29 protein-coding genes are annotated in these 24,633 nt (G+C 67.0%); 18 read left to right on the top strand and 11 right to left on the bottom strand.

The genetic code is table 11. The features are described 5' to 3' along the window. The coding region (locus WEA80_08235) for a hypothetical protein (protein MEX1186565.1) at positions 1-886 on the bottom strand (886 nt) is incomplete at its 3' end. Further along, positions 883-1,659 (bottom strand): hypothetical protein, encoded by a 777-nt coding sequence (locus WEA80_08240; GenBank protein ID MEX1186566.1) that lies wholly within the window; start codon positions 1,657-1,659, stop codon positions 883-885. The genes WEA80_08240 and WEA80_08235, both read right to left, overlap by 4 nt. A 529-nt stretch (positions 1,660-2,188) precedes the next feature. On the opposite strand from WEA80_08240, the gene tgt reads away from it, so the two are divergent. The 13 genes from tgt (at position 2,189) to WEA80_08305 (ending at position 12,174) form a co-directional block, all read left to right on the top strand. Continuing rightward, positions 2,189-3,349 carry a tRNA guanosine(34) transglycosylase Tgt gene (tgt, locus tag WEA80_08245; protein MEX1186567.1) on the top strand — a complete coding sequence of 387 codons (1,161 nt, stop codon included), beginning with the start codon at positions 2,189-2,191 and terminating at the stop codon, positions 3,347-3,349. After that, positions 3,346-3,705, top strand: a complete 360-nt coding sequence (yajC, locus tag WEA80_08250; protein ID MEX1186568.1) for a preprotein translocase subunit YajC — start codon at positions 3,346-3,348, stop codon at positions 3,703-3,705. Before tgt ends, yajC begins: the two co-directional genes overlap by 4 nt. 5 nt (positions 3,706-3,710) lie before the next feature. Next, on the top strand, positions 3,711-4,286 hold the full coding sequence (gene def / locus WEA80_08255; GenBank protein ID MEX1186569.1) for a peptide deformylase: 576 nt from the start codon (positions 3,711-3,713) through the stop codon (positions 4,284-4,286). After that, a complete protein-coding gene (gene fmt / locus WEA80_08260; protein ID MEX1186570.1) occupies positions 4,286-5,212 on the top strand; it encodes a methionyl-tRNA formyltransferase in 927 nt (308 codons plus the stop codon). The genes def and fmt overlap by 1 nt, the downstream gene beginning before the upstream one ends. Beyond that, a complete protein-coding gene (locus WEA80_08265; GenBank protein MEX1186571.1) occupies positions 5,196-5,861 on the top strand; it encodes a thiamine phosphate synthase in 666 nt (221 codons plus the stop codon). The genes fmt and WEA80_08265 overlap by 17 nt, the downstream gene beginning before the upstream one ends. Further along, on the top strand, positions 5,833-6,069 hold the full coding sequence (gene thiS, locus WEA80_08270) for a sulfur carrier protein ThiS (protein ID MEX1186572.1): 237 nt from the start codon (positions 5,833-5,835) through the stop codon (positions 6,067-6,069). Before WEA80_08265 ends, thiS begins: the two co-directional genes overlap by 29 nt. Beyond that, positions 6,066-6,863 carry a thiazole synthase gene (locus WEA80_08275; GenBank protein ID MEX1186573.1) on the top strand — a complete coding sequence of 266 codons (798 nt, stop codon included), beginning with the start codon at positions 6,066-6,068 and terminating at the stop codon, positions 6,861-6,863. The genes thiS and WEA80_08275 overlap by 4 nt, the downstream gene beginning before the upstream one ends. Then, positions 6,860-8,206, top strand: coding sequence for a 16S rRNA (cytosine(967)-C(5))-methyltransferase RsmB (gene rsmB, locus WEA80_08280; GenBank protein MEX1186574.1), 1,347 nt, complete (start codon positions 6,860-6,862; stop codon positions 8,204-8,206). The genes WEA80_08275 and rsmB overlap by 4 nt, the downstream gene beginning before the upstream one ends. Beyond that, entirely contained in the window at positions 8,207-8,977 is a 771-nt protein-coding gene (locus WEA80_08285) for a PASTA domain-containing protein (protein MEX1186575.1), read from the top strand. Then, positions 8,974-9,639: a ribulose-phosphate 3-epimerase gene (gene rpe / locus WEA80_08290; GenBank protein MEX1186576.1), complete on the top strand. Its 666-nt coding sequence runs from the start codon at positions 8,974-8,976 to the stop codon at positions 9,637-9,639. Before WEA80_08285 ends, rpe begins: the two co-directional genes overlap by 4 nt. After that, the gene (locus WEA80_08295) at positions 9,636-10,181 is read left to right on the top strand and encodes a TlpA disulfide reductase family protein (protein ID MEX1186577.1); all 546 of its coding nucleotides are present in this window, start codon (positions 9,636-9,638) and stop codon (positions 10,179-10,181) included. Before rpe ends, WEA80_08295 begins: the two co-directional genes overlap by 4 nt. A 1-nt stretch (position 10,182) precedes the next feature. Then, positions 10,183-11,238, top strand: a complete 1,056-nt coding sequence (gene tsaD, locus WEA80_08300; protein MEX1186578.1) for a tRNA (adenosine(37)-N6)-threonylcarbamoyltransferase complex transferase subunit TsaD — start codon at positions 10,183-10,185, stop codon at positions 11,236-11,238. Positions 11,239-11,334: 96 nt separating this feature from the next. Further along, on the top strand, positions 11,335-12,174 hold the full coding sequence (locus WEA80_08305; GenBank protein MEX1186579.1) for a prolipoprotein diacylglyceryl transferase: 840 nt from the start codon (positions 11,335-11,337) through the stop codon (positions 12,172-12,174). 106 nt (positions 12,175-12,280) lie between these two features. On the opposite strand, the gene WEA80_08310 is transcribed toward WEA80_08305, so the two are convergent. The 3 genes from WEA80_08310 to WEA80_08320 form a co-directional block, all read right to left on the bottom strand. After that, the gene (locus WEA80_08310) at positions 12,281-13,576 is read right to left on the bottom strand and encodes a hypothetical protein (protein ID MEX1186580.1); all 1,296 of its coding nucleotides are present in this window, start codon (positions 13,574-13,576) and stop codon (positions 12,281-12,283) included. Between the two features lie 63 nt (positions 13,577-13,639). Then, complete coding sequence (locus WEA80_08315; GenBank protein ID MEX1186581.1) at positions 13,640-14,257, bottom strand: hypothetical protein; 618 nt, start codon at positions 14,255-14,257, stop codon at positions 13,640-13,642. Then, positions 14,250-15,134: a serine hydrolase gene (locus WEA80_08320; protein MEX1186582.1), complete on the bottom strand. Its 885-nt coding sequence runs from the start codon at positions 15,132-15,134 to the stop codon at positions 14,250-14,252. The genes WEA80_08315 and WEA80_08320 overlap by 8 nt, the downstream gene beginning before the upstream one ends. A gap of 82 nt (positions 15,135-15,216) precedes the next feature. Between WEA80_08320 and mpl the strand changes: the two genes are divergently transcribed. The 4 genes from mpl to WEA80_08340 all read left to right on the top strand — a co-directional run bounded on the left by mpl (position 15,217) and on the right by WEA80_08340 (position 20,411). Beyond that, entirely contained in the window at positions 15,217-16,620 is a 1,404-nt protein-coding gene (mpl, locus tag WEA80_08325; GenBank protein ID MEX1186583.1) for a UDP-N-acetylmuramate:L-alanyl-gamma-D-glutamyl-meso-diaminopimelate ligase, read from the top strand. A gap of 62 nt (positions 16,621-16,682) precedes the next feature. Then, complete coding sequence (locus WEA80_08330) at positions 16,683-17,702, top strand: extracellular solute-binding protein (GenBank protein ID MEX1186584.1); 1,020 nt, start codon at positions 16,683-16,685, stop codon at positions 17,700-17,702. Positions 17,703-17,751: 49 nt separating this feature from the next. After that, the gene (locus WEA80_08335; protein MEX1186585.1) at positions 17,752-19,344 is read left to right on the top strand and encodes an iron ABC transporter permease; all 1,593 of its coding nucleotides are present in this window, start codon (positions 17,752-17,754) and stop codon (positions 19,342-19,344) included. Then, positions 19,341-20,411, top strand: a complete 1,071-nt coding sequence (locus WEA80_08340; protein ID MEX1186586.1) for an ABC transporter ATP-binding protein — start codon at positions 19,341-19,343, stop codon at positions 20,409-20,411. Before WEA80_08335 ends, WEA80_08340 begins: the two co-directional genes overlap by 4 nt. Before the next feature lie 3 nt (positions 20,412-20,414). On the opposite strand, the gene WEA80_08345 is transcribed toward WEA80_08340, so the two are convergent. The 3 genes from WEA80_08345 to WEA80_08355 are packed head-to-tail and all read right to left on the bottom strand — an operon-like array spanning position 20,415 to position 22,571. After that, positions 20,415-21,008: a class IV adenylate cyclase gene (locus WEA80_08345; protein ID MEX1186587.1), complete on the bottom strand. Its 594-nt coding sequence runs from the start codon at positions 21,006-21,008 to the stop codon at positions 20,415-20,417. Beyond that, a complete protein-coding gene (locus tag WEA80_08350; GenBank protein ID MEX1186588.1) occupies positions 21,001-21,693 on the bottom strand; it encodes a haloacid dehalogenase-like hydrolase in 693 nt (230 codons plus the stop codon). Before WEA80_08350 ends, WEA80_08345 begins: the two co-directional genes overlap by 8 nt. Next, entirely contained in the window at positions 21,690-22,571 is an 882-nt protein-coding gene (locus tag WEA80_08355) for a DMT family transporter (protein ID MEX1186589.1), read from the bottom strand. The genes WEA80_08350 and WEA80_08355 overlap by 4 nt, the downstream gene beginning before the upstream one ends. A 47-nt stretch (positions 22,572-22,618) precedes the next feature. Between WEA80_08355 and WEA80_08360 the strand changes: the two genes are divergently transcribed. After that, positions 22,619-23,044, top strand: a complete 426-nt coding sequence (locus WEA80_08360; protein ID MEX1186590.1) for a hypothetical protein — start codon at positions 22,619-22,621, stop codon at positions 23,042-23,044. A 44-nt stretch (positions 23,045-23,088) separates the two neighbouring features. On the opposite strand, the gene WEA80_08365 is transcribed toward WEA80_08360, so the two are convergent. From WEA80_08365 to WEA80_08375, 3 genes are all read right to left on the bottom strand, one after another. Beyond that, positions 23,089-23,973: an SH3 domain-containing C40 family peptidase gene (locus WEA80_08365; GenBank protein ID MEX1186591.1), complete on the bottom strand. Its 885-nt coding sequence runs from the start codon at positions 23,971-23,973 to the stop codon at positions 23,089-23,091. Then, positions 23,871-24,086, bottom strand: a complete 216-nt coding sequence (locus WEA80_08370) for a hypothetical protein (GenBank protein MEX1186592.1) — start codon at positions 24,084-24,086, stop codon at positions 23,871-23,873. Before WEA80_08370 ends, WEA80_08365 begins: the two co-directional genes overlap by 103 nt. 258 nt (positions 24,087-24,344) lie before the next feature. Then, on the bottom strand, positions 24,345-24,633 hold a 289-nt coding region (locus WEA80_08375), incomplete at its 5' end, for a hypothetical protein (protein ID MEX1186593.1).

Below are 24,633 nucleotides of genomic sequence, written 5' to 3' on the forward strand. Positions count from 1 at the left end.
CCGATTCCGAAAGAACACCTAAGGATGGTGTCCACGGAACCCGGCGCAGCTCATATAGAGTCATCGCGACTATCCAAGCGCGATACCGCGCCTCCTGCCAGTCGTTCGCGTTCACCGGAGAAAGCGCCTTGAAGAAGATCCCTTCTGGATAGCCATACCTCACGACTACCCCGACTCGCGCCGTCATCGATTGTGCCTCGCGGGACATGTTCGTCTTGGAGTTGAGCCCACCGTTGTACCAGTAGGACGAAGTCGGGTCCATGTCGAACAGCACCGGATAAGTAGACATCGCAAACTGGCGCTCCAGGAAACCGAGGCCGGGCTGCGCCACAATCGCATAAAAGTTAAAGAAAAAATTGTACATATTCCGGAGCGCACTGAGACCTTTATTTGAGATCGGAAGACTCCACCAACCATGCAATCGTGCTTCGAGATCTACGTAGTAACCAACGGTTTGAGTAATGTTTAGCGCCATCGCCGCAGGCCTGCTGAAGGCAGTCCCGTCAAGAATATTCGTGGCCAGTGTCACGCCACGGTGCGGGGAACCCACAGTAGCGATTCGGTTGTTACGGCCGTAGTTCAGGTTCCAAACACGCGAGACTTGCCCGCCGTTGCTATGCCCGACTGCGATAACGCCCGACGCACCACCCGCAACTGCGTCAAGCCGAGCCGCCTGTTCAGAAAACGGCCTTTCTTGCGGTAAGTCCGGGTAGGTCTGAGCGATCGCAAACTCCTGGGCGAGCCGGTCCGCAGCCGACTTCCACGTGCTGCCGCTGGACCGTATGCCGTGCACAAAATGAGCGGGGACGTCTTGGCTCTGTGCGGGCGCAAACGCACCGGCCAGCATTGAGGCGCCCAAGACCAGTGTCCTGGCTGAGAATGTCATTGCGATCCTCCAAGTTTTTCAACCTTGACCTTCGCGAGCCGCAGTTCCGTCGTCGTAGGAATGTCCCCGTGTTCGGAACCGATTTGTGTTCGAGTAGTAGTAAGCAGATAGCCGCTTCCGTCGGACATTCTGGCGAACGTTTTCGTTACGTGCACCAGAAGCTTGCCGCGACGCGCCGTATTCAGTTCGACTATGGCTCCGATTTCTGGATCGACCAGGTATTCGCTGACAAAATCGCCCCTCGTTTCGGCGTGGCGGCGTAATCGGCCGAAAGCTGCTCCTTCGCTTCCAAACCTCCTTGCGATCTGCGCGAGCGCGCGTGTCCGAGCTTCCTTCGTCACAACGATCTCGTCCAGCCAGGCCCGAACGTCTTCAGAGGGGTCGAGAAGCGTGACGTTCGGCAGGCGTGAGTAAGCCGGTAGCTTCGAGGCCACGACGACGCCATTGCCTGGTGAAACCGAAGGCCAGGGCGGTAGAGTGTCAGCCCCTGCAGGCATGTACTCGGCTTTGCTGAGTCCATAGGTCAGATCCCCACCGGGCTCGACGAAATTACCACTGATCTCAACGCCGTTACTGTTGAAAAATTTGGGGAGACTGCCATCGTCAACACTGCGTACGCGGGTGATCGCCGACTGAACGCGGTCAGGCGGAACCGGTCCGAACGCCTCGAAGGGGAGGAAATCCGTGACGGTTGTCCAGTGCTCTCCGCCAAGTGTGCGGTCGATGTGCTGCCATCGGGAGAGATAAAGATCGGGGCGCTCGAGGCCAGTCATAGGACCATCCACAACGAACTGCTGGTCTGCGCTGTAATGATCCCAGTCGTCGGCAACAACTACTGGCTCCGCTGAAACGTTCGTTCTTGGCTCCGAGGGAGAAAGCCCAGGGGCCGGCGGCTCTGAATCGGAACAGGACGTCAGTGCAATGCTTGCGATTCCGATGGTTCCACGCCACACGACACGCGAAAAACAATCACTCCAGGTCTTCACGCCTACCTCCCAGGATTGTATTTCACACCAGAATGACAACGCCTTCTCGAAACGCCGCCAAGGGTGGCGGGAGCAGAGCATTTCGGGCTAAATCGATTGGCTATCCGAATCGAATTGGCCATTGGGAATACGCGATTGGCTTCCAGTCTCTATTGCAAAGGCGAGATGCAAAGGCGAGATAAAGACATGGAATGTTCTGTCGTTTGGAATGCGCGCATAAACCGTACCTCAGGGAGCAAAACGAGGTAACCGAAACGACGTTCGACGCACTGCGCGCTCGTCCGAGGCCCGAAGCGCTTGCAGCTACATTTCCGCGATGTTCGCCTTTGAAGTGACCGCCACCGCCGGTCCGGCCAGGACCGGCGTTTTCAATACGCCCCACGGCCCGGTCGAAACCCCGGCGTTCATGCCGGTCGGAACGCAGGCCACCGTCAAAGGACTCGACCCCGACGAGCTTAAGACCGCTGGCGTGACGATGCTGCTGGCGAACGCCTACCACCTCCACCTCCGCCCCGGCGACGACGTCGTGCGCGACGCGGGCGGGCTGCACGACTTCATGCACTGGGACGGACCGATCCTCACCGACTCCGGCGGATTCCAGGTGTTCTCGCTCGCGAAGCTGTGCACGGTCACCGAAGAGGGCGTCGAGTTCCGCAGCCACATCGACGGCTCCACTCGCCGCTTCACCCCCGAGTCGGTCATGCAGATCGAGCGCAATCTCGGCGCCGACGTGATCATGCAGTTCGACCACGTGATTCCAGGCCAGTCGGACGGCGCCAGCTCGCGTGACGCGAGCGAGCGCAGCCTCCGCTGGCTCGCGCGCTGCAGGCAGGAACACGCGCGCCTCGCGCAGGACGACCCGGCGGAAAAACAGGCACTCTTCCCGATCGTCCAGGGCGGAATCCACCAGGACCTCCGGCGCGAAGCGGCTCGCACCGTCACCGACATGGGCGGCTGGCACGGGTTCGGAATCGGCGGCCTGTCCGTGGGCGAGGAAAAGCAGGCGATGTACGAGATGATCGAAGTCGTGGATGAAGCTCTGCCGCGTGACCGGCCCCGCTACCTGATGGGCGTGGGCTTCCCCGCCGATCTGATCGAGGCCGTGCGCCGCGGGGTGGACCTGTTCGATTGCGTCGCGCCCACCCGAATGGGGCGGAACGGCACGGCCTTCGTCCCCGACGGGCGGATCAACGTCCGCAACGCCGAGCTGAAGGCCGACAACCGCCCGCTCGACGAGAGCTGCGCGTGCCCCACCTGCTCCCGCTTCAGCCGCGCGTATCTGCGCCACCTTTTTACGGCCGACGAGATGCTCGGGCCCCGGCTTCTCTCGCTGCACAATGTACATTTTCTGGTGCGGCTCATGCGCGCCGCGCGCGAGACCATCCGCGACGGCACGTTCGACGCATGGAGCCGCGACTGGCTTCAGCGACACACGGCTCCGACCTCCGCTTCCCGAACCGGGATCACCGCTCAATGACCACGATGACCTTTGCCGCTCTCGCCATCTTCGCGCCCGCCGGCGGCAATCCGCTGCTCGGCCCGCTGTTCATGTACGGCGCGATCTTCATCATCTTCTACTTCGTTCTCATCCGCCCGGGCCAGAAGCAGCGCAAGGCGCACGAAGCGCTGATCAAGGCGCTCAAGAAGGGCGACGAAGTCGTGACTGCCGGCGGGCTCGTCGGCGAAGTGCTGCACATCAAGGAGACGATGAAGGAGGGCACGCCCGCGCCCACGATGGAGGATCGCGTCACTATCCGCTCCGGCGAGTCCAAGATCGTCATCGAGCGCGGGCGCATCACTAAAGTCATGCGGACCACGCCAGCCGGAGCCTGACCGGCGTGAAGACGCTCGACATCCGCGTGCTCGGCGATCCGATCCTGCGCCAGGACACGGCGCCGGTCGCGGAAGTCACCGACGAGCTCCGGCAGCTCATCGAGGACATGTACACCACGATGTACGCGGCCGAGGGAATCGGACTGGCCGCGCCGCAGGTCGGCCGCACCGAGCGGCTCGCGGTCGTGGACGTCGAGGGTGCGAGGTACGCGCTCATCAATCCCGAGATCCTCACGCGCGAAGGGTCGGGGCGCGCCGAGGAAGGGTGCCTGTCGATTCCCGACGTGTTCGGCGAAGTCGAGCGGCCGCAGCGCATAACCGTGCGCGCGCTCGACGTCGAAGGCAGGCACTTCGAGCTCGCCGCCGATGAGCTGCTCGCCCGCGCCATCCAGCACGAAGTCGATCACCTGCACGGCAAGCTTTTCCTCGACTACCTCGGCGTCTTCAAGCGGCGCTCGGCGCTGGCGCAGTGGGAAAAGCTCAAGAAGGACTATCCGGGAATGATTCGAAAAGTGATTCCAGGCGAAGCGCAAAGTCGGCGCAGCGCGGAGCACACGCCCACCGCCGCCGGCGAGATCTGATGCGCGTCCTCTTCTGGGGCACGCCCGACTTCGCGGTGCCGCCGCTGGCGGCGCTGCTCGGCGAAGGGCTCGATGTCGTCGGAGTCGTCACCCAGCCGGACAAGCCGCAAGGGCGGTCGCGCTCCAGCGTCGTCGCGTCCCCGGTAAAGGCGCTCGCGCTGCGCGAGGAGATCCCGGTCCTCCAGCCGGCGAAAGCGCGCGATCCCCAGTTCATCGAAGAGATCAGGAAGCTCGCGCCCGACATCTCCGTCGTCGTCGCATACGGCCAGATCCTCTCGAAGGAAGTAATCGACCTGCCGAAGCACGGCACGCTGAACATCCACGCGTCGCTCCTGCCCGCGCTGCGCGGCGCGGCTCCGATTCAGGGCGCGATTCTCGCCGGATTCGCCGAGACCGGGATATCGATCATGCGGATGGTACCGGAGCTCGACGCGGGCCCCGTGCTGCATCAGGTCAGGACTCCGATCGAGGCGGACGAGACCTATGGCGAGCTGGCCCTGCGGCTCTCCGAGCTCGGCGCGCTCGCCATCGTCGAGGCGCTCGCGCTCATGTCGGCGGGGACGGCTGCTCCGAAGGAACAGGACCCTGCCCTCGTCACGTACGCGCCGAAGGTCACGCGCGACGCGGCGCGGATAGACTGGACTCAGGATGCGACGCAGGTCTCGCGCGGAATCCGCGCGTACGATCCGCGGCCCGCCGCGTTCACCACCGCCAATGAGTCGGAGGTAAAGCTGTTTCATCCCTCGCTCGCCGACGGACTCTCGGGGAATCCCGGCCAGATACTCGAGGTGGGCGACGAGCTCGTGGTAGCGTGCGGCGAAGGCGCCGTGAGAATCTCGGAAGTTCAGCCCGCCGGCCGGCGCCGCATGGCGGCCGGCGACTGGACGCGCGGGCGGGCGGTCGCGGTCGGTGACATCCTCGGCTGATACTTCGGTCTGGCACGTCCCCGTCGTCCACGCCATCACGAACGACGACAAGCTGCTCGGCCCGGATTTTCCCGCGCATGCCGGGGACGTAATGCGGGCCCTCGGAGCCCGCGGCGCGATTCACGTGCGCGCGCGCTGGCTGCCGGACCGGCGGCTCCTCGACATCACGCATTCACTGCTGGCGGCCGCGCGCGCGAGCGGGTGCCTGCTGGTCGTGAACGATCGCGTGGACATCGCGCTCGCCGGCGGCGCGGACGCCGTGCAGCTGACGTCGCAGTCCGCCGGAGTCGGCGACGTGCGCGAGATGGCGCCGGCGCTTCGGATCGGCAGCAGCGTGCACACTCCGGCCGAGGCCAGAGACGCGGGGCTTTTCGGGGCCGACTGGTGCGTGGCGGGGCACGTGTTCGGCAGCGGGTCGCACGCGGACGAGCCCGGGCGCGGGATGGGCTTCCTGCGGGATTGCGCCGAAGCGTCCGACGTCCCGGTCATCGCCATCGGCGGAGTCTCTGCCGGCCGTGTCCGGGACGTGATCGAGGCCGGCGCCTACGGCGTCGCGAGCATCAGCGGTATCTGGGACGCTCCGAATCCCGGTGAGGCAGCCGGTCGCTATCTTTCGGAGTATGTCGCAGCAGCAGAGCGTCGCGGATGAAACGGTCTCACTGACCGTCAACGGCGAGGAAAGAGAGCTACCCGCCGGCACGACCGTCGCGGACCTGCTCGCGCGCCACGGACTGGATCCCCGCATGGTGGTGGTCGAGCACAACCGGGCGATCCTGCGCGACCGGGACGCTTACCCGCGGATCAGGTTGAGTCAGAGCGACGTCATCGAGATAGTCCACTTCGTGGGAGGCGGATGACTACCGCGGCGCTTCCCGTAAACGACGTCCCCTTCGAGATCGCCGGACGCGAGTTCCGCTCGCGCCTGATGGTCGGCACCGGCAAGTACCGCTCGAACGCCGAGATGGCCGCGGCGCTGGAAGCGTCGGGCGCGGAAGTCGTGACCGTCGCGGTGCGGCGCGTGGACCTGAACCGCGCGAACGAGGAAGGGATGCTGCGGCATCTCGATCCCGACCAGTACTTCCTCCTCGCCAATACCGCCGGCTGCTACTCCGCCGACGAAGCGATCCGGTACGCGCGGCTCGCGCGGGCCGCGGGCTTCAACGAGTGGATCAAGCTCGAGGTGATCGGCGATGAGGAGACGCTTCTGCCCGACGTCGCCGGTCTGCTCGAGGCGACGAAGGTCCTGGTGGATGAAGGATTCAAGGTGATGGCGTACACCAACGAAGACCTGATCACCGCGCTGCGGCTGGAGGAGGCGGGCGCGGTGGCCGTCATGCCGCTCGCGTCGCCGATCGGATCCGGGCTCGGCCTGCTCAATCCGCACGCGATTCGCACGATCAAGCGGCGGCTCTCGGTGCCGGTGATCGTGGACGCCGGAGTCGGCTGCGCCACCGACGCGTGCGCGGCGATGGAGCAGGGCGTGGACGGAATCCTCATGAACACCGGCATCGCTGCCGCGTCGGATCCCGTGCGCATGGCGCACGCGATGCGGCTCGCGGTGGAAGCGGGACGGGCCTCGTTCCTCGCGGGGAGAATGCCGAAGCGCGAGACGGCGATGCCCTCGTCGCCGCTCGAAGGAATGCTCGATTGACGCAGCCGCGCGGCGGGGTTCAGTTCGCGGTTCAGGGCGGCGTGACGGAAGCGCGCGTGCTCGCCGCCGAGGTGTGCGCCGACCTGCGGAACGGGGAGATGCTGGATTCGTCGTTCGAGCGTCGCGCCGCCTCGCTCGATTCGCGCGACCGGCGCTGGATGCAGGAGCTGGTGTACGGCATGCTTCGCCGTCGCGCGCAGCTCGACGCGATCCTGTCGTCGCGCGTGCGCGGCGGTCTCGCCCGGCTCGATCCGGACCTGATCGACCTGCTGCGGCTCGGCGTCGATCAGCTGTTGTACATGGGCAGCGTTCCCGCGTACGCCGCGATCGCCCAGACGGTCGAGCTGGTGAAGCGCCGGCACGGAATCGGAGCGAGCAAGCTGGCCAACGCCGTGCTGCGGCGCGTCGACCGCGAGCGCGAGGACCTCGCCGTGCGGGTGGACGGCGACGAGGTGGATCAGCTCGCGCTGGAGTACTCGCATCCGCGGTGGATCGTGGCGCGCTGGCTGGACCGGTTCGGCCGCAGCGAGACGGTCACGCTGCTCGCGACCAACAACACGGAGCCGCCGCTGATCGCGCGGCCGTACGGAATAGTCCGCGAGCAGCTGGAGGCCACGCTCGAGGCGGCGGGGGTCAAGGTCGGCGACGCGCCCCTCGTAGCGGACAGCATCGAGCTCCGCGGCGCGGCCGCGCTGACCGAGCTGGGCGCGTACAAGCAGGGACTCTTCTTCATCCAGGATCCCGCATCGACGCTGGTGGCGCGGTATGCCGCGATCTCCGCCGGCGTGGTCGTCGCCGATCTGTGCGCGGCGCCGGGGGGGAAGTCGCTCGAGATGACGCGCGTTGCCGGAGCCGTAGTCGCGAGCGATCGGTCGCAGACGCGGCTGCAGCGGGTGATCGCGAACGTCCAGCGGCTCGATGCGCGCGACTTGCTCGCGTTCGTCGGCGATGCGCGGCATCCGGCGATCAGGCCGGTGGACGTGGTGTTGATCGACGTGCCCTGCACCGGCACCGGCACGTTCCGCCGGCATCCGGACGCGAGATGGAGACTGCGGCCGTCCGATCTCGCGGTGATGACCAACCTGCAGCGCGCCATCTGCCGCGGCGCGGCCCGCGTCGTCAAGCCCGGAGGCCTGCTCATCTACAGCACCTGCTCGCTCGAGCCCGAAGAGAACGAGGAGCAGGTCGCGACGTTCCTGAAGGAGCATCCGGACTTCACGCTCGAGCCCCCCGCCGCGGGCGAGATTCCCGCCGAAGTGCTCGACCAGGGGTTTCTCCGCGTGTTGCCGCAGCGACACGGCACCGACGGCGCTTTCGCGGCGCGGCTCAGAAGGGCTCGCTAGGTGAACTGGCGCGCTGCCCCCCGCAGCGCATTTTCGTACATCGTCACCGCCGCCGGTGGTTTTTTGCTCGCATACCTGGTGATCTTTCTGTTCGCGTTCCCGGCGGAGGTGATTCCCGATGATGCCGACGTGCCGAACGTAGTGGGACTCATGTACTCCGACGCCGCGCAGCGAATCGAGAAGGCCGGGTTCCGCGCCGTGCAGGGGGAATCGCGCTTCCACCCGCGGGCGGCGGAAGGCACGGTGCTGCAGCAGGATCCGCCCGCCGAGAGCAGCCAGAAACGCGGCATAGACGTGCGGCTGGCCGTGAGCGCAGGCCAGCGGAGCGCGCCGGTCCCGCAGGTCACCGGGCTCAGCGAGCAGCAGGCGCGCGTTGCGATCGCGAACGCGGGCTTCGACCTGGGAACGATCCGCCGCGAGGCGAGCGATCAGCCGCGCGGCTCGATCATCGCGAGCAGCCCGCCCTCGGGCGAGGTGCTGCAGCTGCCGGCGGCGGTGCACATCGTGGTGAGCGACGGGCCGGCGATCGTGATCGCGCCGGATCTCGTCGGCAGAACGCTCCCCGACGCCCGCTCCATGCTGGAGCAGATCGGGCTGCGCATCGGCGGCGTGGGGCGCGACACGAGCTCGTTCCAGCCGGAGAACACGATTCTCTCCCAGTCGCCGCCGGCGGGCCAGGCGGTTTCCGCCGGCGGCCGGATCAACGTCGTCGTGTCTAGCTTCCCGCCCGTCGCTCCGCTGTACGTTCCACCCAGACCGGACTCGCAATGACCGTTCGAATCGCGCCCTCGATACTCAGCGCCGACTTTGCGCGACTCGCCGACGAGATCGCCATGTGCGAGGCCGGCGGCGCGGATTGGATTCACATCGACGTGATGGATGGACACTTCGTCCCCAATCTCACGTTCGGCGCGAAAGTCATCGAGACGGTGCGGACGCTCACCGATCTCCCGCTCGACGTCCATCTCATGGTCCTGGCCCCGGAGAAGTACTTCGACAGCTTCGCCAAAGCGGGCGCGACGACCTTGACAATCCACGTCGAGACCGCGCCGCACCTGCACCGGCAGCTCATGAAGATCAAGGACCTCGGCTGCCGCGCGGGCGCCGTGGTGAACCCCGCGACGCCGGTCGACACCCTCTCGGACGTCGTGGGGGACCTCGACCTGTTGCTGATCATGTCGGTCAATCCCGGGTTCTCCGCGCAGAGCTTCATCCCCGCGTCGCTCGGGAAGATCACGCGCGCCCGGGAGATGCTGAGCGCGGCGCGGAGCCCGGCCCACCTCGAGGTGGACGGCGGCATCGGTCGTGAGACGATTCGCGACGCCTGGCGCGCCGGCGCGGACACGTTCGTGGCCGGGAACGCGATCTTCGGCGCGAAAGACCCGCAAGCCGAGATCGCCGTGTTGCGGAAGCTCTGCGTGGAGACGGTGTGACGAAGCGTCGCGTCGCGCTGCTGGTATTCTTTGCCGCGACCATCGTCGGCGGTTTCTTCAGCGTGCGCGCGCTACGGCGGGATCTGGTCACGGCCGGCGTGGGCTCGCGGGCGCCGGATTTCTCCGCCGCCACGCTCGATTCGGCGCCGCGCACGAAAACGCTGTCAGATTACTCGGGCGACGTCGTGCTGCTCAACCTCTGGGCCACGTGGTGCGCGCCGTGCCGCGTGGAGATGCCCAGCATCCAGAATCTGCACGACGCTTACGCGGCGCGGGGACTCAAGGTCGTCGCCGTCAGCGTGGACGCCGGCGGCACAGAGGAGCAGATCCGCGCCTTCGCCGACTCGCTCGGTCTTACCTTCGAGATACTGCACGATTCGACCGGCGGAATACAACGCGCGTATCTCACCACGGGCGTGCCGGAGACCGTCGTCATCGGCCGCCACGGCATCATCCGCAAGCGGGTTCGGGGCGCGATCCACTGGGACTCCCCCGCCAACCGCGCGCTGGTGGAGCAGCTGCTCGCAAAGCCGGCGAGCTGAAGTGACGCTGATCCTCGGGATCGAGACGTCGTGCGACGAGACGTCCGCGGCGGTCATCGAGAGGAAGGAATCAGGCGGGCCGGCGCTGCTGTCACTCGTGATCCTGTCGCAGGACGTGCACGCCGTGTTCGGCGGCGTGGTCCCCGAGATAGCCGCCCGCGCGCACCTCACCAGCCTCGTGCCCGTGGCGGACAAAGCGCTCGCCGACGCCGCCGCGAAATTCGGCGACCTCGACGCGATCGCGGTAACGCACGCGCCCGGATTGATCGGCGCGCTCCTCGCGGGGGTGTCGTACGGCAAGGCGCTCGCGTTCTCGCTCGGCATCCCGGTCGTTGCCGTTCATCACATGGAAGGCCATCTCTTCGCCGCGTCGCTCGAGGATCCCGGCGCGGAGCCGCCGTTCATGGCGCTGCTCGTGTCCGGCGGCCATACGATGCTGATCGATTGCCCTGAATGGGGCAGCTACGAGCTGCTCGGCGCGACGCGCGACGACGCCGCGGGCGAGGCGTTCGACAAGGTCGCCAAGCTCCTCGGGCTTCCCTACCCCGGCGGGCGGTACGTCGAGGAGCTCGCCGCGCGCGGCACTCCGGGCCGCTTCAGGTTCAAGCCGCCGATGCTCGACGGAACGTGGAAGGAAAACCAGCCCGGCTATCACGACGTCTCGTTCAGCGGGCTCAAGACCGCCGTCCTCAACGCGGTACGAGCTTCCACCGACATCGAGCGCGACCGCGCCAACATCGCGCGCGGCTTTCAGGACGCGCTGATCGAGACCCTGGTCGAGAAGACGGTCCGCGCGGCCGACGACCGCGGCCGCTCGCGCATCGTCCTCGGCGGCGGCGTGGCGTGCAACCGGACTCTCGTCGCCGCCGCGCGGAAGCGCGCCGAGCGGATCGGCGCGACGGTGCACAGCGCCTCCCCCCGCCTCTCCACTGACAACGCGGCAATGATAGCTCGCGCGGGACTGTTCCACTTCGAGCGCGGCGAGCGAGCCGACATGTCTCTGAATGCATTCGCGATGCTACCGATTCCAGGACTAACGAATGCCGTTGGCTATTAGCTGTTGGCTGTTGGTTACGGCCGCGCGGCCAACGCCCTATCATTTGTCATAAGCCAACAGCCAACAGCCAATAGCCAACAGCTAAGAGCGCCCTTAGTGCCTTCCCAATACATCGTCCATCAGCCGTTCCTCTACGACATCGGCCCCATCAAGGGGATCGGCGGATTCGGCCTCGCGATCCTGCTGTGCTTCGTCATCGGGCAGATCCTGCTGACGCGCGAGCTGACCCGGCGCGGGCACGATCCGGCGCCGGTCGGCGATCTCGTCTTCGCCGCGGTGGTCGGCGGGCTCCTCGGCGCCAAGATTTATTACGCGATCCTCGTGCAGGACATGGACGCGCTGTTCGATCGCGCGGGCTTCGTGTTCTGGGGCGGCCTCATCGGCGGGATAATCGCCACGAGCCTGGTCATTCGCTTCAAGAAACTGCGGTGGAGCACCATCAGCGACGCGAGCGCCATCAGCCTCGCGGCCGCGTACTCCGTCGGGCGCACGGGCTGCTGGGCCGTGGGCGACGACTACGGCCGGCCCTGGGAGTCGCCGCTCGCCGTGCAGTTCCCCGAAGGCGCGCCTCCCTCCACCGCGGCGAACATGTCGCAGCTGTTCGGCGTCAGCTTTCCCCCGGGCACCGACCCCTCGGCGGTGATCGCCGTGCATCCGACGCAGATCTACGAGGTCATTCTCGGCTTCGTCATGTTCCTGATCGTGTGGCGCTTGCGCGACCACAAGCACGCGGCTGGCTGGCTGTTCGGACTGTACGCCGTGCTGGCGGGGATCGAGCGGTTCGTCATTGAGTTCGTGCGCGCCAAAGACGACCGCTTCTTCGGGGGCCTCACGCTGGCTCAGATGTTCGCGCTGGGTTTCGTCGCTGCCGGCGTGGCGTGGATGTACTCCCGCCGCGAGGTCGGGCCGGGCAGGCCGGGGATATACGCTTCGTGACTATGGTCCGGGGATTCTGCCGGGGAATCCAAGTTTGGAGTGTGGGAGTTTGGAGTGTGACAGTCCGGAGTACTCCAAACTGCCACACTCCGAACTGCCACACTCCCTACTTGGATTCCGCCTTGGTCCGGTTCCAGGCTCGCCTGGGGCGACGCGGCTTGCCTATGGGGTTGAGCCTCTCCCACGCCGGCAGATGATCGAGCAGGTAGTCGAGTGAGAACACGTGGCGCGTCCCGTCCTCGCGCCGCCTGAACACGACTCTCGACCAGCCCTTCATTCCCGTCGGCTTGTACCACATGCCGTTCATGTGCAGCTCTTCTCCCCGAATCGCGCGGATGAGCACCCGCTCGTAGCGCGACCGCGGGAGCGCGCGCTCGGGGAAGAGATTGTCCCACCGGCACAGCCGGCCGATGTCCTCGTACTCCGCCGGCCGCTCGTCCAGATCGAGCAGCGACGGTACGCGTCCGTGCAGTACGGACGCTATCAGTCGCAAGGTGAACGGATCCGAGACGCGGCGGATCGACGGCCAGAAGCGCCGGGCAGTGAGCTCCGCGATGTGGCGAAGCGCGAGCACGCGCCCGTCGCGCGTCGGCCACATCGCGGCGTCCACGTCGCACGTGAACGGATTCTCGCTGAAACAGGAGAAGCGCGCGAGCCAGCCCATGCGCGACGTGTGCCGTATGGGCCGGAAGTTCTCCAGCACCGGCAGTCCCTTCTTCTCCAGCATCTCCAGCTCGAAGCTCTCCCAGCGCATGACGGCTCGCACGATTCCCACGATCAGCGTGGCCGTCGCGATCATCAGCGACGCGCTCGGCGTGAAGTCGGCCGTCACCTCGATGCGGTTGCCGCGCGGGCGCACGCCGATGCCGGTGGATTCGCGGTTGGCGGCGAGCAGCATCACGGGCATCGGGAGGATGTAGGACAGCAGCAGAGCCAGCTGCTCCACGCTCCTGCCGTTGCCCTGCTCGCGCGCGGGCAGATCGAACGAGATGTTGTAGTGCGCGCTGAACCCGGTCAGCTGGACCCTGCTTCCGTTCGCCTTCTCCCACGCGTCCAGCTCGTCCCGCAGGAACAGAATGCTCTCCCAGAGCGAGCGTCCCGCCCGCGCGGCGCAACCCTTCTCGATCTCGATCACGGGTGTCGCGACTTCGATCACGCCCGTGTCGAAGTACACCGCACCGCCCGTCGGAAGGTGGTACGAGCGCCCCACGCGGTGCATGAGCGGGCCGCGGATGATCCGGCGGGGGCTGCCGAACACGTCCTCGGGCCGCAGCTGCTCGCCGTCGACGACCACCGCGAATTCGGCTTCCAGTCCGATGGCGGCCAGCGCTATCCTGTCCGATGCCGCGCGCTTGTCGCCGCCGTCCGACTTCTTCCGATTTCGTGCTGTGCTCTGCGACATCTACTGCGACCTCGAGTTCCTTTTCCCCGGGGGATCCGACGGCGCGCCCCGGGGTGAGCCACGCTATCGCCGCGCCTCGTCCTTGTCGTCGGGCGCGTCGCGCGGTATCGAAACCACGTACCCGAAGTCCAGATGCAAATGATCGTCCGCGAATCCGGCGGCCCCGCCGGCCGGCCTCGTCCAGACGGCCGGCAGCGTCTCCCGGGCTACCAAGCTGAAGCGCTCAATCGACTTCTCGTCGCTCAGCCAGGTCGATCCGATCCGGTAGATGTTCGCGGCCGTGCCCCAGCAGTGGGGCGAAGCATCTCTACTCAAACGGTGTGCCGGAGACCTGTAGCCACCGTTTGCCGCAATGTGCACGAACGTACCGACGGCCTCGCGGAAGCGTTCCAGGCAAAGAGCCAGCAGCGTGATCGCGCAGGGAACGTACCTCGGAAATCGCCGGAACACATCGACTTCCCGTACGTCGGTCTGGATGAACTCCCACAGGTAGAAGTGGGGAGACAGCTCCAGCTTGCGGGCGACGTCCCACGAGGGGACCTCGTAAAAGTAGCGGGGTAACGTGCGCTCCCGGCCAGCGGCATCCCGAAGGGACTCGCCCGGCCGCAGCGCGTCGCGGTACTTCCGGTCGAGCGCGAGGCCATCCACCACCTGCAGCGGAAACGATCGGTCCTCAGCCATCCTTCTTCGGGCCTCCTTCGTCGGTCAGAAACTCGTGCACGGCCTCGGAGACCCTGGCGATGGCCTGCTGCCGGCCCGAGCCGTCGGGCTCCCACTCGGTCAGCACGACCAGCACGTACGGGTTGCGTCCGGGCAGATACACGATGCCCGCGTCGTGCGCGATGGTGGAGATCTCGCCGGTCTTGTGCGCGACCCTCGTCCGCTTCGGGAGCGGCGCCGGAATGCCGCTGTTGAACTCCTGCGCGTGGAGGATGTCCAAAATCTCCTTCGACAGCGTGCGCGAGAAGGCGCGCTCCTCGGCGATCAGCTTGAGCATGCCGGCCAGACCGGATGCCGTAACCCGGTTGGATATCCCCGCGTCGAACGCGCGGTTGTCTTCCACGCCGCGATGCAGCTCGATCCCGTCGTCGAGGCCAAGGTCGGCCAGCGTCCGCTGCATGCTCTGCAGGCCGACGAAGTCCAGCAGCAAGTTGGTGGCGAGGTTGCTGCTAGTCGCGATCATGTGGAACGCGAGCTCGCGGATCTGCATGGTCTTGCCGATCGCAGCGTGCACGACCGCGTTGGCGTCGCGCTCCGGATCCACGCGGAAGATGGAGCCGTCGTCGGCGCTCCTGAAGCGGTTCCGCACGTGCAGGCGCGACTGCGGCAGCAGCTCGCCGGCGTGCACTGCGCCGAACACGCCCACGAGGATCGGCACCTTTATCGTGCTCGCGGCGTGAAACCAGCGATCCGATTCGTAATCGAATTCGACAGGCGTCTCGACGTCCCGCACCGCGACGGCGAGGGCCCCGGCCCCCGAGTCACGCTTGATCTCGTCGATCCGCTCGCGGAGCTTCGCGGTGTCGCGGGTCTGCTTTTTCCTGGAATCCTTGGCCATGCGATTGCGCTGAAACGGTAGGATATACTTAACAGGCAACCCTCGACCAAGCCGCGGAGCCCGTCCCCTGCACTACCACCTGATCGGAATCGCCGGCACGGCGATGGCCTCGCTGGCCGGGCTCCTCAAGGCCACCGGACACACCGTCACCGGGTCGGACGAGAACGTCTACCCCCCGATGTCGCACGAGCTCGAAGCGCTCGGCATCCCGTACCAGACGGAGTTCGCTCCTGCGAATCTCGAGCCGCGGCCGGACGTCGTGGTCGTGGGAAACGCGATCTCCCGCGGCAACGTCGAGCTGGAGGCGGTGCTCAACCGGAAGCTCCGGTACACCTCCGCCGCGGCGGTGATCAAGGACGAGTTCATCCGCGGGCGGCACTCGCTCGCGGTCGCGGGCACGCACGGCAAGACCAGCATGAGCTCGCTGCTCGCCTGGGTTCTGGAGAGCGCCGGGATGAACCCCGCGTTTCTCATCGGCGGCGTAGCCGAGAACTTCGGCCGCTCCTTCCGTCTGACGGACTCGAAGTATTTCGTGATCGAGGCGGACGAGTACGACACGGCGTACTTCGACAAGGGACCGAAGATGTGGCATTACCTGCCCGACACGGCCATCGTCGCCAACATCGAGTTCGATCACGCCGATATTTACCGCGACTCGATCGCGTACAACTTCGCGTTCGCGCGCTTCATCAACCTGATCCCGGGCAACGGCGCGCTGGTCGCCGGCTGGGACTCACCGATCGTGCGCGAGCTGGCCGCAAAATCGTTCGCGCCCGTCGAGTCTTTTGCCTACGCCGACGAGGCGCCCGTCTCCGGCGGCGACCATCCGCGCTGGCAAGCGAAAAACGTGAGCTTCGGACCCCATGGAACGACGTTCACGGTCATCCACGACGGGGCGGAATGGGGATCGGTGCAGTCCCCGCTGGCCGGCGCCTTCAGCGTGCGGAACATCCTCGCCGTGATCGCCGCGGCTGAATCCGTCGGCGCGGATCCCGAGCGCGTGCGGGAAGGGCTGCGCACCTACAAGAGCGTCAAGCGGCGCATGGAGGTTCGCGGCGAAGCGCGGGGCGTGACGGTGATCGACGACTTCGCCCACCACCCGACGGCGATCCGCGAGACCATCGCCGCGGCGCGCCAGAAATACGCGGGGCGCCGCCTCGTCGCCGTGTACGAGCCACGGAGCTACACCGCGCAGCTCGGCGAATTCGAGGACGCCTACGAAGCGGCGTTTGCCGCGGCCGACGAGGTGATCCTGGCTGGCCTCTTCCACCCGGAACGGTACGCCGCGAACGCCCTCGATCCGGCCAGGCTCGTCGAGCGCTGGAACAAGGCGGGAAAACCCGCCGCCTACGTCCCCGCCGTGCCGGACATCGTGAGATCGCTGAGCGCGACGACTTGCGCCGGAGACGTCGTCCTGATCATGTCGAATGGCGGCTTCGGCGGGCTCCACGAAAAGCTGCTGCAGCAGCTCAAGGGCCCGGCCTAACCCCTGTAGGGGCAATTCCGACTGGACTTGTCGGATATGGCTCCATCATGCGATTTTGGTGCATGCCTTCTTATCAGAATTCGGCCCGCATCGCCCTGCTTGCTGCTATCACGGCCACGGCGGTCACCGCCTGCGAGCGAGCCCCCAAGGAACAGACCGTAACCGTTTATTCCTCCCGCTCACATTACGGCGCGGAGTCGGTGTTCGTCGCCTTCACCCGGTCCACGGGGATCAAGGTGGAGTTCTTCGAAGGGAACAACAACGAGGTGCTCGAGCGCCTCAAGACCGAGGGTGAGCGAACTAACGCGGACCTGCTCCTGACGGTTGACGCGGGAAATCTGTGGAACGCCGCCGAGCAGGGCCTGTTGCAGCCGGTCGAGTCGGAAGTGCTCACCGCCAACATCCCCGCGCATCTTCGCGATCCGGAAAATCAGTGGTTCGCGATAGCGACCCGCGTGCGGACCATCATGTACAACCCCGCGCGCGTCAATCCGTCGGAGCTCTCCACGTACGAAGCGCTGGGCGATCCCAAATGGAAGGGACGTCTCTGCCTGCGCACTTCCTCGGCGATATACAACCAGTCGCTGCTGGCGTCGTTGATAGCGATCCACGGAGAGGAAGCCACCGAGCGGATCGTGCGCGGCTGGATCGCGAACGAGCCGATCTACATCAACGGCGACACGCAGATTCTGGAAGCGATCGCCGCCGGGCGCTGCGACGTCGGAATAACGAATCACTACTACCTGGCCAGGCTGCTCGCCAGGGATTCCACCGTGTCCGTAGCGCCGTTCTGGGCTGACCAGGATGGAGCGGGCGTGCACGTCAACATTTCCGGCGGCGGGGTAACGCGGCACGCGAAGAATCGCGCGGCCGCGATCCGCCTGCTCGAGTATCTCAGCTCGCCCGAGGCGCAGAGGCTGCTCGCCTCCAGCAGCTTCGAGTATCCGGCGAATCCGGCGGTCGAGCCGCACGATCTTCTCGCGCGGTTCGGCAGCTTCAAGCCGCAGTCGGTGGGAGTCGCCGCGGCGGGCGCGTATCAGGCGGCGGCGGTGAGACTCGCCGACCGGGCCAACTATCGCTAGCGCGGCCGGCGCCCACGCGCTCGCCCTCCCGCGCCCGTCCCTTCGGGCGATGGGAGCGTGGCCCGTGATGCTGCTCGCCGCGATCGTGGCGGCGCCGGTGATTGCCGTCGCCGTCGCCGCGATGGAGCCGCGGTGGGAGGTGTGGCGGCACCTGTTCGAGACACGGCTGGCATCGCTGGCCTGGAACACGGCGCGGCTGCTCGTGGGCGTCGCGCTGGGTGCCGGCGTGCTCGGCGTGTTGCTCGGCTGGCTGATAGCGGTGCACCAGTTTCCGGGCCGCGGGTTTTTCGAGTGGGCGCTCGTGCTTCCGCTGGCGATGCCCGCGTACGTGTACGGCTTCGTGGTGATCGCGTTCTTCGATTTCACGGGACCGGTTCAGACGTGGATGCGAGGCGCGCTCGGTCCGGGCGCGGGACTGCCGGACATCCGGTCGTATTGGGGAGTAGTGCTGACGATGTCGCTGGTGTTCTATCCGTACGTGTATCTGCTCGCGCGGTCGGCGTTCGCCGAGCGCGGAATCCTGCTCGTCGAGGCCGCGAAGAGCCTCGGCCAGTCGCCGCGCGCCGCGTTCTGGCGCCTCGCGCTCCCGCTGGCGCGCCCCGCCCTGGCGTCCGGCCTTGCGCTCGCGCTCATGGAGACGCTGGCCGACGTGGGGACAGTGTCGGTCTTCTCGTATGACACTTTCTCCACCGCGGTTTACCGCGTCTGGTTCGGGATGCTCGACCGCACGGCGGCCAGCCAGATCGCGCTCGTCCTCATCCTGTTCGCCGCAGCGCTGGTCGCGACGGAGCGTTTCGCCCGCCGGCGCGCGGCGCACACCGTGAGCGACGCGCGCCGGACGCGCCGTATCGAGGTGAGCCGGGGCAAGCAATGGCTCTCCACCGGCATCTGCACCGCGGTGCTCGGCGTCGCGTTCGTCCTTCCCGCGACCATGCTGGTGATCTGGACCACGCGCTCGGTCCGCGCGGGGACGGTCGCGAGCACGTACCCCTCGCTGGTCGGAAACACGCTGCTGATCGCGGTCACGGCGGCCGCGATCACCGTCGGTGCCGCGCTGCTGCTCGCCTACACCGCGCGGCAGTTTCGCTCGCGCAAGCTGCGCGCGCTCACGGCCGTCGCGCTGCTTGGCTATGCGATTCCGGGCTCGGTCGTCGCCGTCGGCGTGCTGCTGGCGCTCTCCTTCGCCGACCGGATCGCCGGAGCGGTCATCGGCTCGCCGCCCGCGTTTCTGATCACCTCATCGGTGGTGGCGCTGTTGTTCGCGTACACCGTGCGGTTCGTGGCGGCGGCGTATTACCCGGTGCAGGCCGGGCTGGCGCGCATCTCTCCGGCGATCGACGAATCGGCGCGCGCGCTCGGCGCCACTCCGCGGCGGATTCTGCGCGAGGTGCACGCGCCCATGCTCCGCGGCTCGCTGGTGGCGGCGTCGATCCTCGTCGTCGTCGAAGTCCTGAAGGAGCTCCCCGCGACGATGCTCATCCGGCCGTTCGGCTTTCAGACGCTCGCGGTGGAGGTTTGGGAGAGGACCAACGACGCCATGTGGATCGAAGCCGCGCCGCCGTCGCTCGCCATCGTGGCGCTGGGCGCGCTGCTGGTCGGGTGGCTCACGCGAGCCGGCGCGCGCCGGAGAGCACTGCCGTGAACGAACTGCGCCTCTCGATAAACGGCGTCACCAAGCGCTACCCGGGCTCGGCCGGCGCCGCGGTGAGCGACGTCTCCCTCGACGTAGAGCCCGGCTCGATCCTCGGATTGCTCGGCCCGTCCGGCGCCGGCAAGACGACACTCCTCCGATTGATCGCCGGGTTCGAGCGCATAGACGCGGGGACCATTACGGTCGGTGGACGAACCATGAGCGGGGCTGGAGTGAACGTGCCGGCCGAGTCGCGCGGCATCGGATTCGTGTTCCAGCAAAGCGCGCTCTTCCCCCACCTCAACGCGCGGAAGAACATCGCGTTCGGGCTCCGGCATCTGAGCGCCGCCGAGCGGATGGCGGCCATGGATCGCGTGGTAGAGCTCTGCGCCCTCAAGCCGCTGCTCGACCGGTATCCGCACCAGCTCTCGGGCGGCGAGCAGCAGCGCGTGGCGCTGGCCCGCGCGCTCGCGCGCGATTCCGGAGTCGTGCTCCTCGACGAGCCGATGTCGAACGTGGACGTGCGGCTGCGCGCGACGATCGCCGCGGAGCTGCGCAGCATTCTCCGGGCGAGCCACATCACGGCGGTGTTCGTGACGCACGATCACGCGGACGCGTTCGCGATCGCCGACCGGGTAGCCGTGATGCGCGACGGCGTGATCGAGCAGGTGGGCAGCCCCCACTCCGTGTACGGCTCGCCGGCGTCGCCGTTCGTCGCGCGCTTCGTGAGCGACGCGAACTTTCTCCCCGGCAGGCACTGCAAACTCGGCGTCGAGACGGAGATCGGGTGTCTTCCCTGCGCCCTGTCCGAGGGCGAGCCGATCGGGACGCCGCTCGTCGCGATGGTGCGCGCCGACGAGCTGGCGCCGGAGTACGATCCGGAAGGGACGGCGACCGTCGAGCAGGCGATCTTCACGGGGTCCACCGTGACGTACTCGGTCCGGACGGCTTCCGGGCAATTGCTCCAGTGCGTGGTTCCCTCGGCGTGGAATCACCGCGTGGACGTCGGGGCGCGGGTTCGCATCGTGGCGCGCGCGCACTCGATCCGCTGCTTCACTCCGGCCGAGCTGGCGGGCTAGCCCTCAGGCCTGCTCCAGGTCGTACTTGTATTCGCCGGCCAGCTCCGCGGCGCAGAGCGCCGCGCGCTCGCCGGTCCGCGCCTCGAACCTGCCCGCGAAATCAGGGAGCCGCTCGGCGGTGAACGCCGCGCGCTCCATTCCCAGCGCCTCGATCGCGCGCTCGATCGCGTCCGGCGTGCCTTCGACCTCGACGAGATCATCCATCCGCGGATAATGCTCGAACCGCACGGTCGCCTCACCCAGGCGGTACGTCCACACTTCCCGCTCGATCTCCCGCGTGACGACGTAGTCGAGCGCTTCGAGAATCGCGCTGAGCCCGGCGAGGTCCGACGCCCCCGATGTGTATTCCTCGCGCGTCTTGAGTCCGGACTCGATGCGCGTGGGCCCCTTCCAATCCAGCTGCACCGTCCCGCCCTCCGGACTCTGGCACACGCGCACGCGCAGCACGTGATCCGCCGCCGCGAGCGCGCGGTCCGGCGTGTCGTATCGGAGATCGATCATCCGTCCCGAGAAGGCGTGCGTTGCACCGGCCGCGACGAGCCGCGCCTTCCGCGCGGCCACGTCGTCGACCACCGCCTTCACCTCTACCTCAAGCATCCAGGATCACGCGAACCACCGCGCTCGTCTCGGCGAGGTTCTCGAACACGGCGTACGGCTCGTGCTTCCTCAGCTCTTCGACCGAGTAGTGTCCCGTAGCCACGCCGATCGCGCGCGCGCCGATCGCCTCGCCGCACCTGATGTCCGCGGGAGTGTCGCCGATCACGTAGATGGCGTCGCCGGAAAGCTCGCGTCCGAAAAAATCGGCCGCGCGGCGCTGCGCCACGCCCGGTAGCTCGGGCCTGTGCTCGTGGTCCGAGCCGAACGCGTTGACGCGAAACCGCGACACGTCCACACCGGCCGCGGCAAGCTTCACCTTCGCGCCCGGCTCGATGTTCCCCGTCAGCAGCCCAAGAGTGACATGCTCCTTCGATTCGAGGGCGTCGAGCAGATCCGGTATTCCCGGCAGCGTCCGCGGAATCCGCTCGCCCGACCTGACCTCCCGCGCGAGCCCCTCGAGATACCGCTCGAGCAGCGCGTCCATCCGCCCGTCTATGTACTTGTCGTCGTGGCCGTGCCCGCGCATCAGATCGCGAACAATCTGCTTGTCAGTCTTGCCGTCGTACCGGTACGCCGGATCGCCGATCGTGCCGAACAGGTCGTCGAGCGCCGCGCGCATCGCGCGCATCCCGGCGCCTTCGCTCGAGAGCAGCGTGCCGTCGATGTCGAACAGGACGAGCTTCATGCGCGGGTGAAGAGAACGCCGGTGATGATCGTGGTCGCCCCGATGGTCTGCCACAGAGTCGGAATCTCGCTCAGGAAGATCCAGGCGATGGCGAGCGCGATGACCGGCTGGATGTTCGAGTACACCGACGTGCGCGTGGGGCCGAGCAGCTTGATGCCGCGGTACCAGAACAGATATGCGACGACCATCGAGACGATGCTCGCGTAGAACACGGCCACCCACGCCCGGAACGGAATCGCGAGCCAGTCCGTCGCGGCGAGCGCCGGTCCGCTCACGACGAGTAGCGGGAGCAATCCGCCGATCATGGTGATCGCGGAGAGCTTGAGGGGGCTGAATCGGAGCGTGTACGGCTGCAGCAGCACGGTGAACGTCGTCCACGTCATGACCGCCGCGACCATCAGCAGCGACCCCGCGAGCGTGGCCTGCCCGTGCGGCGACTGCGCGCTGTCGGAGATGATGAGTCCGACACCCAGCACCGACAGCGCGACGCCGAGCAGCATCTTCCGCCGGATCGGCTCGATGCCCCGGATGCGGCTCGCCACCATGATGAAAGCGGGAGCGGCCGCGACAATCAGGGCCGCGTGACCGGCGCGCGTGCGCGAGAGCCCTTCGACGAAGAAGTACTGGTACAGGCCGTGACCGAGCACCCCTATGAGAAGCAGGGCCGCGAAATCGCGCTTGCCGGGCCAGGCGCTGTTCGACGCGACGGCGATGACGATGAGCACTGCCGCGGCCATCCCGACGCGCAGCCCCGTGAACGCCAGCGGCGTGAAGACGCCGGTGGCGAACTTCACCACGCTGAAATTCACCGCCCAGATGGTGGCCATCATGAACAGCATGAAATCGGTCGCGGTAAACCCGCGCTGCGGCGTTGTCATGGCGGGTAAGCTAGCCACCCGCGTGGAGCGACAGCTACTTTGCGGGAATGCACATCTCCTTCGCCGTCTTCGCCGACGCCGCCAACCTGTCGCAGGAGGGCAAGCTCAACATCCTCGGCGTGTTCGACGCCGTGCAGGTGTCGGCCTTCCCGTCGGTCCATCCGCGCACGCACCTGGTCGTGCGGCTGAAGGGAGACGTGGACGACGTCGGGAAGCACTCGATGACCCTGCGGTGGCTGAACCCTTCGGGCGACGAGCTGTGGGTGTCGGGCGGCGAGCTCAACGTCGGCGCGCCGGCCGACCCGAGCTTTGAGATGGATCTCCCGGTCATCGCGCTCATCGATCTGCCGCTGTCCGAGCCGGGGCGGTACGTGATGCAGCTCGAGGTGGATGGAGAGTTCGAGGGAGAGCTGCCGTTGCTCGTCACGAGCGGGATGCCGGTAGTGCAGCAAACTGGCGCGTTATACAGCTGACGGGGGAAAGGCTCCTGGATTCCTCCTGGTATATCCCAGGACCATCAACCCTCGGGCAGCACTCTCCTCCCGAACAGAAATCTGCTTTTCAAAGCGGCGGAAACCGGGTCGTCAGAATCGAGCGATTCCGCTGCGTACCCTCCGCGCGCAACCGCCAGGTGCACGATGTCCGCTCCCCCCGCCGAGATCGCGACGTGGGTCATCCTCCGGTCGTCGCGCTCGGAGAAGAACAGCAGATCGCCGGGACGCAGCGCGTCGTGGCCGCCTTCGAGCTCGGTGCCGGCGCCGCCCTGCTGCCACGCGTCGCGCGGCAGCGCCACTCCGTGCAGGCCGAAGATCGACTGCACCAGCCCCGAGCAATCCGCGCCCCAGGGCGTGACGCCACCCCACATGTAAGGCGTGCCTGAAAAAAGGCGGCGCGCCGATTCCACGATCGCACCACCCTCCGGGAGAAACGCGCGCCGCCGCTCGTCGAGCGTGAGCACTTCGCCGGCGACGACGTCGACGTCCGGGGGCACGAGCGCGCCCAGCGGCAGCGCGTGAATTCCGCCGGCGAAGCCGCGCACCACGCAGCCCATCGACAGCGGCGTCCCCGAGTCCCAAGCCCGCGCGGGCGGCCCGTTCGCGGCCGGGCCGACGCGCGTGAGGTACCCGCAATGAATCCACCCTTCGTAATCGTCGGCCCCGCGGGCGAGCCACCAGGTCCCGCGCTCCTCGATCAGATCGAGCTCGTGGCCACGAAGCGCCTGAGTGAGCTGTGTCGCCGCGACCGTGGGCTCCGCCAGCAGCGGAGCGACCGCGGTCCGTACCAGCCCGCGGACGAGTCTCAGTGATCCGGCCAGTCGATCTTCAGCGGAGTGCGCACCGCCACGGGCGCGATCGCCTTCGCCTCGCAGCTCTTGCAGCGGATCACGCCGCGGAAGGTGCACATGAGGCAGATGAACGTGCCGCATACCGCGCACGGATATCCCTCGGACGCGCGCTCCTCCCGCTCGCACGAGCGGCAGATCATCGCGTCACGTTCGGTCAGCTGCTTCGCCATTATCGAAAGTTACAGGTGCGGGGGAGGGATCGCATTAGTCGAGCGGCTGGCTTCCGGGATGTTGCGGGGGAATCCAAGCTGTGAGCAGTGAGCTCTGAGCTTTCAGCCGTCAGGCAACTGCGATTGGGACGTTCGAGGAATTTGGCAGGCCAAACACGCTGAGACGTCCAAATGTCAGTTGCCTGATCGCTCACAGCTAACAGCTCACTGCTCACTGCCTGGATTCCGCCGGTCCCACACCCGGACCCTCGCGACGGCTCAAAATCTCCAGCTCCGAAATACATCGACACCCAACTGCGGCGGCGTCTGCTGGAATCCCCTGGCCGCTGAAGTGCCCGCGCACGCCAGCTCGCCCGAGCCGGGCTCGATCCCGCCTTCGGCGGACAGCGTGCTGCTGATTCTGTACTCGAGCCGCAGCCCGAGATTCTCCGCGAAGTTCGCCCGGCACAGCCCCGTGCTCAAGCCGAGGAACCACCGCTCGCTGAGCTGCTTGCCGAGGATGACGCGCGTCGTGAAGAGGCTGCTCAGGTATGAGCTGGTCGACCCG

The sequence above is a fragment of the Gemmatimonadaceae bacterium genome (assembly GCA_040882285.1).
Taxonomy (GTDB): domain Bacteria; phylum Gemmatimonadota; class Gemmatimonadetes; order Gemmatimonadales; family Gemmatimonadaceae; genus JACDCY01.